Genomic DNA, 15,043 nt, shown 5'->3' on the forward strand with positions numbered 1-15,043 from the left:
GCGTCCGGCTGCCCGGCCCCCGGGCCGGGTGTCAGCCCGCCCGCCAGGTCCGCCGGACGACGAGGCCGAGGAGCAGCAGGCCCGCGCCGACGGCGGCGAGCGGGAGGACGGCGACGCCCGTCCCGCCGAGGCCGTCCGGTCCCGCGTCGCCCGGGGTCGACCGCGCCTCCGCCGGGTCGGTCGCGTCGCCGGGCCCCGTCCCGTGCCCCGGCGTCGGCTCGGGCACGGGGGAGGGAGTCGGCGCCGGGCTGGACGGCGGTTCGGGCGCGGACGGGGAGGGAGCGGGAGGTGGACCCGAGGACGGGGCCGGCGACGGCACCGGGTCGCCGAGCGCGACGCCGAAGTCCTTCCCCGTGACGTCGGCGTCGACGTCGACCAGCACGGACCCCGACGGCCGCCAGACGACGCTCCCGCCCTCCGGCGGCACGAGCGTGAGCTCGTACCGGCCCGGCATCAGGCCGGCGAGCGCGTAGCCGCCGTCGGTGCCGGAGGTCGCGTCGATCGTCACGGTCACGGGGACGTCGTCGCCCCCGCCGGCCTGGTCGAGGCCGTCCGGCCCGAAGGAGTAGCCCCCGGTGATCCGGACGAGCGGCGAGGGCAGCGGCCGGTCGTCCGGCGAGGGCGCGCCGTCGCCGTCGACGTCCTCGTACACCGTGCCGGAGATCCGGCTCGACACGATGTGCACCGAGAACGGCCGCCCGACCACCTGGCCGACCCACCGGTCGCGCTCGCCCGGCGGCTCCAGGTCGCTGGTCTGGATGAGCGACGGGTCCGGCAGCCACACCGCGGTGCCCGGGGCGTGGCCCTGCGGCATCGTGAAGGGGATGCGGAACTCGCGCTGGCGCGCGCTGGGCGCCCACTCCCAGACGCAGGTCACCTCCGTCCCCGCATCGGACGGCGGCTCGGCGGTGCACCCGGCGGGCAGGTCGTGCGGGCGCAGCCCGGGCGGGAAGGTCTGTGACGCCGTCAGGAGCTGCGCCCAGCTCCACCCGCCGTTCGCCACGATCAGCCGGAGAGCTGACTCGCCGGGGGAGGTCGCGATCGTGCGGCCGAGCGCGACCTGCGCGCCGGGGGAGGTGAGCACCGACATGGAGACGGTGCGCGGGGGCACGTCCGAGACGTCGACCGGGGCACCGCCGAGGCGCGCCCCCGTGACGCGAGCCGTGAGCACGAGCGGCGTCCGGCCGTGCGTGCGCAGGTAGTCCGACGGGACGCGCGAGCTGTCCAGGAGGTGCACGAACCCGTCCCCCGGGACCGTGAGCGGCCCGCAGACCACGGCCGAGCCCGGGCCGTCCGGCTGGGCGCAGCTCGGGCGGCTCTCCGGCAGCATGGCGAGCCCGTTCCCGGACGGCCCGGCCGTGACCTCGACGTAGACGTCGTGCAGCGGCTCCGGGTTCGGGTTGACGAGGACGGAGCCCATCGTGAGGTTGAGTCCCGCGTACGGCATCAGCGAGGAGGACTGGACGTCGAACCTCGGGGGGAGCGGCTCCCCGCCGGCGCCCGCGGGTCCCGAGCCGAGCAGGACGAGGCAGAGGACGGCGGACAGGACGCCGCCGAGGCGGCGTGCGGACGGGCGTGAGCTCACGGCGATGTCTCCGGGTCGGGTCGGACGGGTGCGGGCGCGCGGGCGGCGGCCCCGACGGGTCTCGCCCGCGCGCGGGCGCCACCCAGGGCGGTCGGGTCGGGAGTGAGGGCCGAGCCTCGGAGGACGGCGGTCAGTCGTTCGCGAGCGCGACCGTCACGACGAGCCCGCCCTCGCCGGGAGCCGTGAGGGTCAGCCGACCGCCGTGCCGACGGACGATGGCCTCGACGATGGCCAGACCGAGCCCGCGGCCGCGGGAGGCCGGCGTCGACGTGCGGCCAGCCACGCGGAAGAACGGGTCCGCCAGCCGGGCGAGGTCGTCCGGCGGGACGGTGCGGCCGCCGTTGACGACCTGGACGAACGACTCCGAGCCGGTCCGGGCGTTGACCCAGGTGCCGGTCGTGATGACGACGCTGCCGCCGGGGACGTTGTGCCGGATCGCGTTCTGCACGAGGTTCGCGGCGAGCTGGCGCAGCAGCACCGCGTCGCCGCGGGTCGGCGCCTCGCCGAGGCGGGGGACGAGGTGGACCTCGCGCGCCGCCGCCTCGGCCTGGCAGTCACCGACGACGTCGAGGACCAGCCCGGCCAGGTCGACGGGGTCGCGCGGCGGGTCGGCGTGCTCGATCTCGGCCAGGTCCATCAGCGACTCGACGGTTGCGATGCTGCGCTCGTTGGTCGCCCGGAGGTGGACGAGCAGGTCGGGGTCCGGCTCGGTCGTCCCGGACAGCGCGACGTCGAGCATCGCTCGCGTGCTCGCGAGCGGGGTGCGCAGCTCGTGCGACGCGTTCGCGGCGAACCGGCGGTGCGCCGTGAGCTGGTCGTCCAGCCGCCCCAGCATCTCGTTCATCGTGTCGGCGAGGTCGGTGAGCTCGTCGCGGGGTCCCGGAATGTCGATCCGGTGACGCAGGTCGCCGTGCGCGGCGCGGGTCGCGGCCTCGTTGACCTGCTGCAGCGGGCGGGTGAGCCGGCCGGCCGACACCCAGGAGACCCACCCCCCGGCGCCGACGATGAGCACGAGGGCGGCGGCCGAGGCCCACAGGACGACGCGGACGAGCTCCTCGCGGCTGCCGATGCTGAGCAGCGCGGGCGAGAGCAGCCCGACGTCGACGACCTCGACGACGTCGGCGGGGGTGGCGCCGGCCGGGGCCTGCGGCGGCGAGCCGGTCGCCGTCTGCGTCGTGGCCGCGAACCCGTAGGTCGGCAGCAGCGTGACCACCACGCCGAGGGCCGTGAGCACGACGGCGCTCGCCGCGACGAGCAGGACGACGTGGCTGAGCGCCAGGCGGGCGCGGACGGTGAGCCGGTGCCGCCGCGGCCAGCTAGCCGCGCTCATGCGCCTGCGCCCCGTCGATCGCGTACCCGGTGCCGGGGACCGTACGGATGACCGCGGGGGCCCCGATCTTGCGCCGCAGGGTGCTGATCGTGACCTTGACGCTGTTCGTCAGCGGGTCGGCGTTCTCGTCCCACGCCTTCTCCAGGAGCGTCTCCGCGCTCAGCACGCCGCCCTGCGCACGCAGCAGCAGCTCGAGCACGGCGAACTCCTTGCGGCTCAGGTGGACGAAGCGCCCGGCGCGGTACACCTCGCGCCGGTAGGGGTCGAGCGTGAGGTCGCCGGCGCGCAGGATGGGGGGCAGGGCCGTGAAGCGTCGCCGGGTCAGCGTGCGCAGGCGCGCGGTGAGCTCGGCCAGCTCGAACGGCTTCGTCAGGTAGTCGTCCGCGCCGAGGCGCAGGCCCTCGACCGTGTCGTCGAGCGAGCGGGCCGCCGTCAGCATGAGGATGGCGGGCCGCTCGGGACGGGCGACGAGGATGCGGCACACCTCGTCGCCGTGGAGCCCCGGCAGGTCGCGATCGAGGACGACGACGTCGTAGTCGTTGACGTCGATCGCGAGCAGGGCCGCGTCCCCGTCGTCGGCGACGTCGGCGGCGATCGCCTCGGCCGCCAGCCACCGCCGGATCGAGTCCGCGAGCAGCTCCTCGTCGTCGACGATCAACACCCGCATCCGCTTCCCTCCGTTCGAGACCAGTGAAGCACGCAGTGAAACACGCCCAAGGTTGGGAAAAGGTCAACGCACGAGCTGACGCCGTCGCAACCGGTCGACGGGTGTGCTGGTTCCCTGCCCGCTCCACACGAAGGGAATCACCATGCAGAGAACACGTAGCCGCCGGCACCCGGGTCGGCTCCTGAGCGCCGGCATCGCGGCGCTCGCGCTCACCGGCCTGCTCACCTCCTGCGCCGCCGACCAGTCCGCCCAGGAGGACGCCGAGCTCGACACGAGCAACGAGCAGACCGACTTCGACGACTGGAACCGCGACTTCACCGCCTGCATGGCGGACCAGGGCGTCGACCTGCCCAGCGGGTCCGGTGGGGACGGAGTCACGATGCTGGACCCGGGCGAGGTCGACATGGACGAGCTGCTCTCGGCGCAGCAGACCTGCTACGACCAGGTGGGCGAGCCTCCGGCGAGCCCCGACGACCCCGGCGTCGAGGAGCAGAACGAGGCCGAGCTGGCCTTCGCCAAGTGCATGCGGGATGCCGGCTACGACTTCCCCGACCCCGACTCCTCCGGGTCCGGCACCACGACGACGACGCTCGAGGGGGAGGTCGACCCGCAGGACATCATGACGTGCCGCGAGGCGGCCGGTCTCGGCGGGGGCCCGGCGTCATGAGCGTCGAGACGCGGGGACAGGACGCGGCGGCGGCCCCGGCGGGGACCCCACCCGCCCCGTCGCCGCCTGGACCGCCGGCCGAGCCGCCGCCCGGGCCGTCCGGCGGCGGCCCGCGCCCGCGGCGGCGCTGGCCGTGGGTCGCGACCGGCGTCGCGGTCGTGGCCGCCGTCGCCGTCGGGCTGGGGCTGTTCCTGCGCCCGCCGGCCGCGTCGGCCGGGGACGACGCCACGGCGGTGGAGCACGAGACCGCCGAGGTCCACCGCGGCGACCTCACCCAGGAGATCCGGCAGAAGGGCACGCTGCGGTTCGCCGACCCGCGCTCCCTCGGCACCGTGCTCGAGGGCACCATCACGGGGCTGCCGGCCGCCGGAACGGTCATCGGCCGCGGTGCGGAGCTGCTGCGCGTCGACGACCTGCCCGTCGTCCTCCTCCTCGGGGACCTGCCGATGTGGCGCCCGTTCGAGTCCGGCATGGCGGACGGGCGCGACGTGCTGCAGCTGGAGACCAACCTGGCCGAGCTGGGCTTCTTCGACCGCACGCCGGACGAGGAGTTCACCTGGCGCACGCGCGACGCGATCCGTCGCTGGCAGAAGTCGCTCGGCCTCGAGCGCACCGGCTCGATCGAGCTGGGCCGGATCGTGTTCGAGCCGTCCGACGTCCGCGTCGGCTCGGCGGCGGCCGCGATCGGCGACCCCGCGTCGCCCGAGGCGCTCGACGTCACGGGGACCGCCAAGGAGATCGTGGCGAGCGTCGACCCGAACCTCGCCGCCGTCGCCGTCCCCGGCGCGGCGACGAGCGTGTCGCTGCCCGACGGCACCCGGGCCGAGGCGACCATCGAGTCGGTCGGGTCCCCCCGCGAGGAGGAGGACGGCTCCGGCGGCAAGGACCTGAAGATCCCGCTCGTGCTGCGGCTCGACGACCCGTCGCAGGGCGAGGCGCTGGACAACGTCGGCGTCACGCTCCAGCTCTCCCGGGTGATCCGGGAGGACGCGCTCCTCGTCCCCGTGCTCGCGCTCCTCGCGGCGCCCGAGGGTGGCTTCGCGGTCCAGGTGCTCGACGGCGGGGCGGTCCGCGACGTCCCGATCGAGATCGGCGCGTTCGCCGGCTCGATGGTGGAGGTCACCGGCGGTGAGCTCGCCGAGGGCGACGAGGTGGTGGTCGGACGATGACCGCGGACGTGGAGATGGTGGGCGCCGTGCGCTCGTTCGGGTCGCCGCCGACCGTCGCCCTCGCCGGCGTCGACCTGTGCGTCGAGCGGGGCGAGATGGTCGCGGTGGTCGGGCCCAGCGGGTCCGGGAAGTCCACGATGCTCAACCTCATGGGCACGCTCGACCGGCCGACGGCCGGCACCGTGCGGATCGCCGGCACCGACGTCTCGACGCTCGAGGACGGCGAGCTCTCCGCGCTGCGGGCGCACACGATCGGCTTCGTGTTCCAGCAGTTCCACCTGTCCGACGGCGTCACCGCGCTCGACAACGTCGCCACCGGTCTCCTCTACACGGGGATGCCCGTGCGGGAGCGGCGGCGCCGGGCCGGCCTGGCGCTGGAGCAGGTGGGGCTCGGCCATCGCACGAGGCACCTGCCGCGCCAGCTCTCCGGGGGAGAGAAGCAGCGGGTCGCGATCGCGCGCGCCGTCGTCGGCCGGCCCCGGCTGCTGCTGGCCGACGAACCGACCGGCGCGCTCGACAGTCGCTCGGGCGAGACCGTCATCCGGATCCTCGGCGAGCTGCACGCCGCCGGGACCACCGTCGTCGTCATCACCCACGACCGCGGGCTCGCCGAGCGGATGCCGCGACGGGTCTCGCTCAAGGACGGCCGCATCGTCTCCGACGAGTCGGACGATCCCGTCGCGGGCGCCGACCGGCCGCGCGCCGGGGGCGGGAGGGCCGCCGCGTGACCCCGCGCTCCCGGCTGCGCCCGGGCGACCTGGTCGGGCTGGGCTTCCACGGCCTGCGCGCGCACCCGCTGCGGGCCGTGCTCTCGGCCCTCGGCATCGCGATCGGCATCGCCGCGATGGTGGCCGTCATCGGCATCTCGACGTCGAGCGAGGCGCTGGTGCGCGAGCGCCTCGCCGCACTCGGCACGAACCTGCTGACGGCCTCGGCCGGCACCGACCTGTTCGGCAAGGAGACCTCGCTGCCCGCCGACGCGGTCGAGCGCGTCCGGCGCATCGACGGGGTGACGGACGCGAGCTGGCTGGCCGGGCTGTCCGACGTGCACGTCTACCGGAACGCGCTCGTCGATCCCGATGCGACCTCCGGCCTCACCGTCGCCGCGGCCGACCTCGACCTGCTCCGGGCGGTCAGCGGCGAGCTCGCCGACGGTGTGTGGCTGAACGACGCGACGGCCCGCCTGCCCGGCGTCGTGCTCGGCACCAAGGCGGCGGACCGGCTCGGCATCGTCGACGTCGGCGGGACGGTCTGGCTCGGCGACCAGTCGTTCGCCGTGCTCGGCATCCTCGCGCCGTCGGCGCTGGTGCCCGAGCTCGACACGACGGCGCTGATCGGCGAGCCGGTCGCCCGGGACCTCTTCGCCTTCGACGGCTCGCCCGGCAGCATCTACGAGCGGTCGCGGGACGACGCGGTCGAGCGCGTCAGGGAGCTCCTGCCGCGCACGATCAACCCCGAGGCGCCCAACGAGGTGAAGGTCAGCCGACCCTCCGACGCGCTCGCGGCGCAGAACACGGTCGACCAGGCGTTCACCGGGCTGCTCGTCGGCGTCGGGTCGATCGCGCTGCTGGTCGGCGGCATCGGCGTGGCGAACACCATGGTGATCTCGGTGCTGGAACGCCGGCGCGAGATCGGCCTGCGGCGGGCCATCGGGGCGACCCGCAGCCACATCCGCTCGCAGTTCCTCGTCGAGGCGATCCTGCTGGCCGCGTGCGGCGGCGTGGCCGGGACCGTGCTCGGCTGGGGCATCACCGCGGCGGTCGCGTCGGCGAACGGCTGGCTCGTGTCGGTCCCGCCGCTCGTGCTCGCCGCCGGGGTGACGGTGACCGTCGTCGTGGGCGCGGTGGCCGGGATGCTGCCGGCGATCCGGGCGGCGCGGACCTCGCCGACCGTCGCGCTGAGCGCCTGAGCGCCTGAGCGCCGGCTGGAGGACGCGGGTGGCACCGGGCGGGTGAGCGTCCGGCGCCACCCGCTCTCCTCGCGTCGGCCGGACGCGGCTACGCGCCGGGCGACACCAGCCCGGTCTCGTACGCGGTCACGACGAGCTGCACCCGGTCGCGCGCGCCGAGTTTCGCCAGGATGCGCCCGACGTGCGTCTTGACGGTCGCCTCGGCCACGAACAGCTCGGTCGCGATCTCGGAGTTGGTGAACCCCCGCGCGATGAGGACGAGCACCTCCCGCTCCCGATCGGTCAGGTCGTCCAGCGCCTCCAGCGGCGTCCGCTCGGTGGCCGGCAGCGTCGCGGCGACGTGCTCGATGAGCCGCCGCGTCACCGACGGCGCGACGACGGCGTCGCCGGCGTGCACGGTCCGGATGGCGCCGAGCATGTCCTCGGGCTGGGTGTCCTTGAGCAGGAACCCGCTCGCGCCCGCCTTGATGGCGGTGAAGACGTACTCGTCGAGGTCGAACGTCGTGAGGATGATGACCTTCGGCGTGGCGTGCCCGGCCGGTCGCGGTGCGCACAGCAGCGCCTCCGTCGCCGAGATGCCGTCGCGGCCCGGCATGCGCACGTCCATGAGCACGACGTCGACGTCGTAGCTCGGCAGCACGCGCAGCGCCTGGTCTCCGTCGCTCGCCTCGACGACGACCGTCATGTCGGGCTGGGAGTTGATGACCATCGCGAACCCGGCCCGCACGAGCTGCTGGTCGTCGACGAGCGCGACGCGGATCCGCGCCCCGCCGCCGTCGCCGGTCCCGTCACCCATCACGCTCTCGCTCACCCGTCCCCGTCCGTTCCCTCGTCGTCCCGTCGCGCCGACCGTCCGGTCGTGCCACCGTTACCAGCGTCCCATCGTGCCCGCCACGATGGCGGAGGTCGGCAGCGTGGCCTTGACCCGCCAGCCGCCGCCCGGTCGCGGCCCGCTCTCGAGACTGCCCGAGAACAGCGCGATCCGCTCGCGCATCCCGAGGATGCCGTTGCCGGCACCGTCGTCGCCGGCCGCCGCGCCGCGCCCGTCGTCGTCGATCTGGACGACGAGCGCACCCGGGTGCCACGCGACGTCGACGCGGGCGTGCACGACGCCGGGCGTCCCCGCGTGCTTGAGCACGTTCGTGAGCGACTCCTGGCACACCCGGTAGACCGCGAGGTCGGCGGCGGGGGTGAGCGGCAGCCGCTCGCCCCATGTCACGACCTCGACCCCGAGACCCGACTCGCGCACGGTGCGGACGAGGTCGTCCAGCGACGCCAGGCCCGGCTGGGGCGCGGTGTCGGCCGCTGCGTCCCCGCGCAGCACGCCGAGGATGCGCCGCGTGTCGGCGAGGGCGCCGCGGGCGGTGTCGGCGATCGTCTCCAGCGCGCCGACCGCGAGGTCCGGGTCGGTCCGGGCCGCGTACCGCCCGCCGTCCGCCTGCGCGACGATGATGGAGAGGGAGTGGGCGACGACGTCGTGCATCTCGCGGGCGATCCGGGCGCGCTCCGCGCCGGCCGCGATGACGGCCTGCTGGTCGCGCTCGTACTCCAGCCGGGCGGCCCGCTCGCGCAGCGACTCCCACCGGGCGCGCGTGCTGCGGCGCAGCAGGCCCAGCGCCCAGGCGACGACGACCGGGGCCGCCATCGCGATGAAGAGGAACACCACGCCGATCGCGCGGTCGCTGAAGCTGCCCCACACCGCCGCCTCCTGCAGGGCGACGAGGCCGCTGCCGAGGAGGGCGGAGCTGAGGCTGGCGCGGCGAGCCCAGCGCGGGCCGTGGACGGCCGTGGAGTAGACCGACACGTAGATCAGGAGGTCGATCGGCAGCAGCGGCGGGCCGAGGAGCCAGTGCAGCAGCGCGAGGGCGTTGACCGCGACGGCGCTGGCCACCGGGAACCGCCGGCGCACGGCGAGCGCCGCCGGCATCCCGAGCGAGGCGAGCCAGGTCGTGACGAGGCCGGCGGCGCCGCCCTCGACCGAGGTGCCGAGCGTGACGAACGAGAACCCGCCGAGCAGGAGGAAGGCGAGGACCGCGAGGCTCACGTCGAGGATCCAGCCGCGCCGCGTGAGCCAGGCGTCGGCCTGCTGCACGGGCGAGTCGGAGGTCGCGGTCGGGAAGGTCACCCCGGCAGCCTACGAGCGGGGCCGCGTCCGGCGGGTCATCCCGTGGTGCCGTTCTACACGCGGTGGATCAGACCGGGGTCGTCGTTGCGGACCGACCCGACGCGCGGGCCGACCTCGTACCACTCGAGCGGCGGACCGGGCTCCGCCAGGACGCCCAGTGCCTCGTCGGCCGTGCGGACCCGCGGGTCGAGCCACGCGCCGATGGCGTCGCGGGCGAGGACGACCGGCTCGCGGTCGTGGATCGTCTCGAGGCCGTCGCGCGCCGGCTGGGTGAGGATCGTGGTGGAGAGCACCCAGCGCTCGGGGTCGTCCTCCGCCCTCGACGGGTCGCGCCACCAGCCGTAGAGACCGGCGAAGGCGAGCGTCGAGCCCGACGCCTCCGTGATGTAGAACGGCGTCCTGGCCGGCATCGTCCCGGCGCGGACCGCCGCCTGGACCGCCGCGTCGTCCGACCGGTCGTTGCGCCGCCACTCGTAGTAGCCGTCGGCTGGCACGAGGCAGCGCCGCGCCCGCAGCGAGGCGCGGAAGGCCGGCTTCTCCGCGACGGTCTCGATCCGCGCGTTGAACAGCGGCGCGCCCTTCGTCGTCAGGCTCCTGGACCACGACGGGACGAGGCCCCAGCGCGCGAGGTGCAGCTCGCGACGAGGGCGGGCGTCGGCGGTGGCCTCGTCGGCGGCGTCGGCGGCGGGGGTCGCGTCGGTGTCGGCCGGCCGGTCGATCACGATGCGGACCGGGTCGGTCGGCGCGACGTTGTACGACGGCGGGCGGTCGCGCGCCGCCTCGCTCGCCTCCGCGGCGCCGTATGCCTCGAGCAGGTCGTCGGCCGAGGTGTACTCAGCGAACCGGCCGCACATCCGGGTCCTCCTCCGCGAGCGTGCCGAGCGACGCGGCGAACGCGAGGAGCCGGCGGACGCCCTCGTCGATCGTCGCCTCGTCCTTGACGAACGTGAACCTCAGCCACGGCGCGAGCGCGTCGTTGGTCGGGCCGCCGGGGCGGCAGAACGCGGTCAGCGGGACGCACGCGACGCCAGCCAGCCCGGGCAGCGCGCGGGCGAGGGCGGCGCCGTCGGGCAGGCCGGTCGCGTCGAGCAGCCCGGACGCGTCGGCGCAGACGAAGTACGTGCCGTCGGGCCGGGCGACCCGGAGGCCGGCCCGCGTCAGGCCCGCCATGAGCGCGTCGCGTCGCGCGGCGAGCGAGCCGGCGAGGTCCGCGACGTCCGCGTCGCCCCCGTCGAGCGCGGCCGCGGCGGCCGGCTGGAACGGGGCACCGGAGACGTAGGTGAGGAACTGCTTGACGGTGCGGACCGCCGTGACGAGCGCGGCCGGCCCGCTCACCCAGCCGATCTTCCAGCCGGTGAGGGAGAACGACTTGCCGAGGCTGGAGATCGTGAGCGTCAGCTCGCGCATGCCCGGCAGGGTCGCCACGGGCACGTGCCGGGCGCCGTCGAACGTGAGGTGCTCGTAGACCTCGTCGGTCACGACGACGGCGTCCACCCGCCGGGCGTGCCGGGCGACGAGGTCGAGCTCCTCGCGCGTCAGGACGGTCCCGGTCGGGTTGTGCGGGCTGTTGAGCAGGACGACGCGGGTGCGCTCGGTCACGGCGGAACGGAGCACGTCGGCGTCCAGGCGCCAGCCGGCGGGGGTCGGCCGGAGCGGAGCCGTCGTGTGGGTCGCCCCGGCCATCGCGATGGTGGCGGCGTAGGAGTCGTAGAACGGCTCGAGCGTGAGGACCTCGTCGCCCGGCCCCGCGAGCGCGACGATCGCGGCCGCGATCGCCTCGGTGGCCCCGGCCGTCACCAGCACCTCGCTCTCCGGATCGAGGTCGAGGCCGTAGTGCCGCCGCTGGTGGGCGGCGATCGCGCGGCGCAGGGCGGGGATGCCGGGACCGGGCGGGTACTGGTTGGCGCCGGCGCGGATGGCCTCGACGGCGCGCTCGCGGATCCACGCTGGCCCGTCGGTGTCGGGGAAGCCCTGGCCGAGGTTGACCGCGTCGTTGGCCAGGGCGAGGGCGGACATCTCGGCGAAGATCGTCGGCCGGACGGCGCCGTCGGGTGCGACCAGGCCGGTCGCGGCGGCCATGGCGCGCCAGCGGGGGACCTGCGCGTCGGTCGGGGGCCGGGCTGCCGGGGTGGTCACGCTGGTGAGCCTACGGGCCGGCGGACCGTCCCGTCGGGCGCGCCGTTGCCACGTCTACGTAGCATCAAGTCGTCCACGATCTTGTCGAATCCTTCCCAACCCACTCAGTCCGTGACTAAGGTGGCCTCGGGGCGGACAGGGGCAGGGGGTGGACACGACGACGCGGCTTCTCGAGAGCCGAGTCCGAGACGCGGTGCGCCGCCGCGGCGTGGATCCGGTGCGCGAGGCGGATGAGTTCCGGGCGCTGGTCGAGGGCGTCGTCGCCGACTACGTCCACGAGGCGAGCCTCGGCGCCGTGCCGCAGCTCGCCGACGTCGCCGAGGCGGCGCGCGAGGTCAGCGACGCCCTCGCGGGGCTCGGCCCGCTGCAACCCCTCCTCGACGACCCGGCGATCGAGGAGATCTGGATCAACGAGCCGGCCCGCGTCTTCGTCGCCCGGCACGGCGTCCCCGAGCTCACCACCATCGTCCTGACGGACGCCCAGGTGCGCGACCTCGTCGAGCGGATGCTGCGGCCGAGCGGGCGGCGGCTCGACCTGAGCGCGCCGTTCGTCGACGCCACGCTCCCCGGCGGCGAGCGCCTGCACGTGGTCATCCCCGACGTGACCCGCCGCCACGTCGCGGTGAACATCCGCAAGTACGTCGCCCGGGCCCGCCACCTCGACGACCTCGTCGCCGCCGGGTCGCTCCCGGCGCACGCGGCGCGGTTCCTCGACGCCGCCGTGGTCGCCGGGCTCAACGTCCTGGTCAGCGGATCGACCCAGGCCGGGAAGACGACGTTCCTCGGCGCGCTGACCGGCTCCGTCCCGGCCGCCCAGCGGCTCGTCACGTGCGAGGAGGTGTTCGAGCTGCGCCCGGCGCTGCGCGACCACGTCGCGCTGCAGTGCCGCCAGCCCAACCTCGAGGGCGCCGGCGAGATCACGCTGCGCCGCCTGGTCAAGGAGGCGCTGCGGATGCGGCCGGACCGCCTCGTCATCGGCGAGGTCCGCGAGGCGGAGAGCCTCGACCTGCTCCTCGCGCTCAACGCCGGCATCTGCGGCGCGGGGACGATCCACGCGAACTCCGCGCGCGACGCGGTCGCCAAGCTCTGCGTGCTCCCGCTCCTGGCGGGGGAGAACGTCACGCCGCAGTTCGTCGTGCCGATGGTCGCCGGCGCGCTCGACCTCGTCGTCCACCTCGACCTCGACCGCGCCGGTCGACGCAGCGTCCGCGAGATCCTCGCCGTGACCGGCCGGAGCGAGAACGGCATCGTCGGGACGGCCACGCTCTTCCACCGGCCGGAGGACGGGGCTCCCGGTGAGCTCGTCCGCGGCAGCGGCTTCCCGCCCGGCGTCGAGCGGTTCGAGCGCGCCGGGTACGACGTCGCGGCGCTGCTCGGCTCCGACCGGTCCGCCGACGCGCGCTCGGCCGCCGCCCGCGCCGCCGCGATGCGTCCGGCCCGTGCCGAGGAGGTCGGCTGATGGGGACCGTTGCCGGTCTGCTGCTCGGCGCAGGGCTCCTGCTGGTCTGGTCGGCGACCTGGGCCGACGAGCTCCCACGCGGGGAGTCGTGGCCCGTCCGGTCGTGGCGGGAGCTGACCGCGCGGGCCGGCCTCGCGGGCGTCGACCCGGGTCCGGTCGTCGGGCTGGGCGCCCTGGCCGCCGTCCTCGTCGCGCTCGTTGGTCTCGGCACGGGGATTGCCACGAGCGTCACGGTCGCCTTCGCCCTGGTGGCCGCGGCGCTGCCGCTGGCCTGGCTGTGGCGGCGGGCGCGGCGACGCGTCGTCGAGCGGCGCACGCTCTGGCCCGACGTCGTCGACGACCTCACCTCCGCGGTCCGGGCCGGTCTCTCGCTCCCGGAGGCCCTGGTCGCCCTCGCCACTCGCGGCCCGGCGGAGCTGCGACCGGAGATGGCCCTGTTCGCCGCCGAGTACCGGGCGACGGGGCGGTTCTCGGACGCGCTCGCGCGGTGGCAGCTCGCGCTCGCGGATCCCGTCGCCGACCGGATCGCGGCCGCGCTGCGGCTTGCCGACGACGTCGGCGGCAGCGACCTCGGCCGGATGCTCCGGACGCTCTCGACGTTCCTGCGCGAGGATCTGCGCACGCGCGGCGAGCTCGCGGCGCGCCAGAGCTGGACGGTCAACGGCGCCCGGCTCGCGGTCGCCGCGCCGTGGATCGTCCTGGCGCTGATGAGCGGGCGCGGCGCGACCGCGGCGGCCTTCGACACCCCGGCCGGCGTGACGCTCCTCGCCGGGGGAGGTGTCACCTCGGCGGTGGCGTACGCCCTGATGCTGCGGCTCGGCCGGCTGCCGGAGGACCCGCGGGTGTTGCGGGCGGCCGCGCCGGCACCGGGTGCGGGCGGCGGCACGGGAGGACCGGCGAACGGCGGCGCCGCGGGCGCGACCGCCCGCCCCGGAGGCGTGGCGGGATCCAGCGGTGTCGTCGGCTCGTCCCGGTCGTGCGCCAGGCGCCGGACGGCTCCGGCCGCACGACCGGGAGGCGGGCGGTGAGCCCGCTGGGCGCGCTCGCCGGGCTGCTGGGAGCGCTGGGCGCCCTGCTCGTCGCGGCCGCCTGGCGCGGGCGGCGGCCGACGTTCGCCGAGCGCGTGGCGCCCTACCTCGGTGGGCTGCGGGTCGCCGAGCGGCCGGTGCCCGCCGGCGCGCGCCTCGTCGCGACGATCACGGGCGACCTCGCGCGGGGGCTCGACCGCCTCGGCAGCACGGCCCCCAGCGTCCGGCACCGGCTCGCCGTCCTCGGCTCGTCCCTCACGCTCGACGGCTTCCGGCTCGAGCAGGTCGTCTGGGCGTGCCTCGGGCTCGTCGCGGGGCTGCTGCTCGGCGGGGCGCTCAGCATCGCCCGGGGCTTCTCGCCCGTGCTCGTCCTCGCGGTCGTCGCCCTGTGCGGCCTCGGCGGTGCGCTGCTGCGCGACCGGGTGCTGACCCGGCAGGTGCGCCGCAGGCGCGAGCGGATCGTCGCCGAGCTGCCGACGATCGCCGAGCTGCTGGCGCTCGCGGTCGGCGCGGGTGAGTCGCCGGTCGCGGCGATGGACCGGGTGGCCCGCGGCACCGACGGGCCGCTCGCCGAGGAGCTGCGCCGCACGCTGGCCGAGCTGCGCGCCGGCTCGGGCCTCGCGACGGCGCTCACCGCGCTCGGCGACCGGATCGGGCTGCCGCAGCTCTCCCGGTTCACGGAGGGCCTGGCCGTCGCCGTCGAGCGCGGGTCGCCGGTCGCCGACGTGCTGCGGGCCCAGGCGGGCGACGCGCGCGAGTCGGCCCGCCAGGAGCTGATGGAGTCCGGCGGCCGGCGCGAGATCGCGATGCTCGTGCCCGTCGTCCTGCTCATCCTGCCGCTCACGGTGGTGTTCGCCCTGTTCCCGGGCCTCGCGGTGCTCGGGTCGGGCCTGCCGTGACGCGTCACGACGGGCGGCGACCCCTCCCAGCTCCCGAACCAGCCCCACCCACCACCCCTCCTGGAGGTC

General features: G+C 75.8%; 14 protein-coding genes. 7 read left to right on the forward strand and 7 right to left on the reverse strand.

Annotated features, from left to right (window positions below):
- Positions 1-31: 31 nt before the first annotated feature.
- The 3 genes from EDD28_RS10685 to EDD28_RS10695 all read right to left on the reverse strand — a co-directional run bounded on the left by EDD28_RS10685 (position 32) and on the right by EDD28_RS10695 (position 3,582).
- Positions 32-1,585 (reverse strand): hypothetical protein, encoded by a 1,554-nt coding sequence (locus tag EDD28_RS10685; protein ID WP_123739587.1) that lies wholly within the window; start codon positions 1,583-1,585, stop codon positions 32-34.
- Positions 1,586-1,715: 130 nt separating this feature from the next.
- Positions 1,716-2,915, reverse strand: coding sequence for a sensor histidine kinase (locus EDD28_RS10690; protein ID WP_123739588.1), 1,200 nt, complete (start codon positions 2,913-2,915; stop codon positions 1,716-1,718).
- Entirely contained in the window at positions 2,902-3,582 is a 681-nt protein-coding gene (locus tag EDD28_RS10695) for a response regulator transcription factor (protein ID WP_123739589.1), read from the reverse strand. Before EDD28_RS10695 ends, EDD28_RS10690 begins: the two co-directional genes overlap by 14 nt.
- 142 nt (positions 3,583-3,724) lie before the next feature.
- Between EDD28_RS10695 and EDD28_RS10700 the strand changes: the two genes are divergently transcribed.
- The 4 genes from EDD28_RS10700 to EDD28_RS10715 are packed head-to-tail and all read left to right on the forward strand — an operon-like array spanning position 3,725 to position 7,327.
- Positions 3,725-4,249: a hypothetical protein gene (locus tag EDD28_RS10700; protein WP_123739590.1), complete on the forward strand. Its 525-nt coding sequence runs from the start codon at positions 3,725-3,727 to the stop codon at positions 4,247-4,249.
- Positions 4,246-5,418: a peptidoglycan-binding domain-containing protein gene (locus EDD28_RS10705; protein ID WP_148059597.1), complete on the forward strand. Its 1,173-nt coding sequence runs from the start codon at positions 4,246-4,248 to the stop codon at positions 5,416-5,418. The genes EDD28_RS10700 and EDD28_RS10705 overlap by 4 nt, the downstream gene beginning before the upstream one ends.
- A complete protein-coding gene (locus EDD28_RS10710) occupies positions 5,415-6,146 on the forward strand; it encodes an ABC transporter ATP-binding protein (RefSeq protein WP_123739592.1) in 732 nt (243 codons plus the stop codon). Before EDD28_RS10705 ends, EDD28_RS10710 begins: the two co-directional genes overlap by 4 nt.
- Positions 6,143-7,327: an ABC transporter permease gene (locus EDD28_RS10715; RefSeq protein WP_123739593.1), complete on the forward strand. Its 1,185-nt coding sequence runs from the start codon at positions 6,143-6,145 to the stop codon at positions 7,325-7,327. The genes EDD28_RS10710 and EDD28_RS10715 overlap by 4 nt, the downstream gene beginning before the upstream one ends.
- 88 nt (positions 7,328-7,415) lie before the next feature.
- Here EDD28_RS10715 and EDD28_RS10720 read toward each other — a convergent pair whose 3' ends face one another.
- The 4 genes from EDD28_RS10720 to EDD28_RS10735 all read right to left on the reverse strand — a co-directional run bounded on the left by EDD28_RS10720 (position 7,416) and on the right by EDD28_RS10735 (position 11,531).
- Positions 7,416-8,123, reverse strand: coding sequence for a response regulator (locus EDD28_RS10720; RefSeq protein ID WP_123739594.1), 708 nt, complete (start codon positions 8,121-8,123; stop codon positions 7,416-7,418).
- Positions 8,124-8,195: 72 nt separating this feature from the next.
- Positions 8,196-9,452, reverse strand: a complete 1,257-nt coding sequence (locus EDD28_RS10725) for a sensor histidine kinase (RefSeq protein ID WP_245967999.1) — start codon at positions 9,450-9,452, stop codon at positions 8,196-8,198.
- Positions 9,453-9,505: 53 nt separating this feature from the next.
- Positions 9,506-10,306 (reverse strand): SOS response-associated peptidase, encoded by an 801-nt coding sequence (locus EDD28_RS10730; RefSeq protein ID WP_123739595.1) that lies wholly within the window; start codon positions 10,304-10,306, stop codon positions 9,506-9,508.
- Positions 10,287-11,531: an aminotransferase class I/II-fold pyridoxal phosphate-dependent enzyme gene (locus tag EDD28_RS10735; protein ID WP_123739596.1), complete on the reverse strand. Its 1,245-nt coding sequence runs from the start codon at positions 11,529-11,531 to the stop codon at positions 10,287-10,289. Before EDD28_RS10735 ends, EDD28_RS10730 begins: the two co-directional genes overlap by 20 nt.
- Before the next feature lie 265 nt (positions 11,532-11,796).
- Here EDD28_RS10735 and EDD28_RS10740 point away from each other — a divergent pair, with 265 nt between their 5' ends.
- From EDD28_RS10740 to EDD28_RS10750, 3 genes are read left to right on the forward strand one after another with little or no spacing between them, the layout of a single operon-like run.
- Positions 11,797-13,047, forward strand: coding sequence for a TadA family conjugal transfer-associated ATPase (locus EDD28_RS10740; RefSeq protein WP_425469980.1), 1,251 nt, complete (start codon positions 11,797-11,799; stop codon positions 13,045-13,047).
- Positions 13,047-14,075, forward strand: a complete 1,029-nt coding sequence (locus EDD28_RS10745) for a type II secretion system F family protein (RefSeq protein WP_123739598.1) — start codon at positions 13,047-13,049, stop codon at positions 14,073-14,075. The genes EDD28_RS10740 and EDD28_RS10745 overlap by 1 nt, the downstream gene beginning before the upstream one ends.
- Positions 14,072-14,974, forward strand: coding sequence for a type II secretion system F family protein (locus EDD28_RS10750; RefSeq protein ID WP_123740058.1), 903 nt, complete (start codon positions 14,072-14,074; stop codon positions 14,972-14,974). Before EDD28_RS10745 ends, EDD28_RS10750 begins: the two co-directional genes overlap by 4 nt.
- The last annotated feature ends 69 nt before the right edge of the window (positions 14,975-15,043 follow it).

It is taken from the genome of Salana multivorans, assembly GCF_003751805.1.
GTDB lineage: Bacteria > Actinomycetota > Actinomycetes > Actinomycetales > Beutenbergiaceae > Salana > Salana multivorans.

What these genes read in the sequence shown, in the direction of transcription:
- EDD28_RS10690 (WP_123739588.1), bottom strand. Translation starts at nt 2,915, where the DNA reads ATGAGCGCGGCTAGCTGGCCGCGGCGGCACCGGCTCACCGTCCGCGCC.
- EDD28_RS10695 (WP_123739589.1), bottom strand. Translation starts at nt 3,582, where the DNA reads ATGCGGGTGTTGATCGTCGACGACGAGGAGCTGCTCGCGGACTCGATC.
- EDD28_RS10700 (WP_123739590.1), top strand. Translation starts at nt 3,725, where the DNA reads ATGCAGAGAACACGTAGCCGCCGGCACCCGGGTCGGCTCCTGAGCGCC.
- EDD28_RS10705 (WP_148059597.1), top strand. Translation starts at nt 4,246, where the DNA reads ATGAGCGTCGAGACGCGGGGACAGGACGCGGCGGCGGCCCCGGCGGGG.
- EDD28_RS10710 (WP_123739592.1), top strand. Translation starts at nt 5,415, where the DNA reads ATGACCGCGGACGTGGAGATGGTGGGCGCCGTGCGCTCGTTCGGGTCG.
- EDD28_RS10720 (WP_123739594.1), bottom strand. Translation starts at nt 8,123, where the DNA reads ATGGGTGACGGGACCGGCGACGGCGGCGGGGCGCGGATCCGCGTCGCG.
- EDD28_RS10730 (WP_123739595.1), bottom strand. Translation starts at nt 10,306, where the DNA reads ATGTGCGGCCGGTTCGCTGAGTACACCTCGGCCGACGACCTGCTCGAG.
- EDD28_RS10735 (WP_123739596.1), bottom strand. Translation starts at nt 11,531, where the DNA reads ATGGCCGCCGCGACCGGCCTGGTCGCACCCGACGGCGCCGTCCGGCCG.
- EDD28_RS10745 (WP_123739598.1), top strand. Translation starts at nt 13,047, where the DNA reads ATGGGGACCGTTGCCGGTCTGCTGCTCGGCGCAGGGCTCCTGCTGGTC.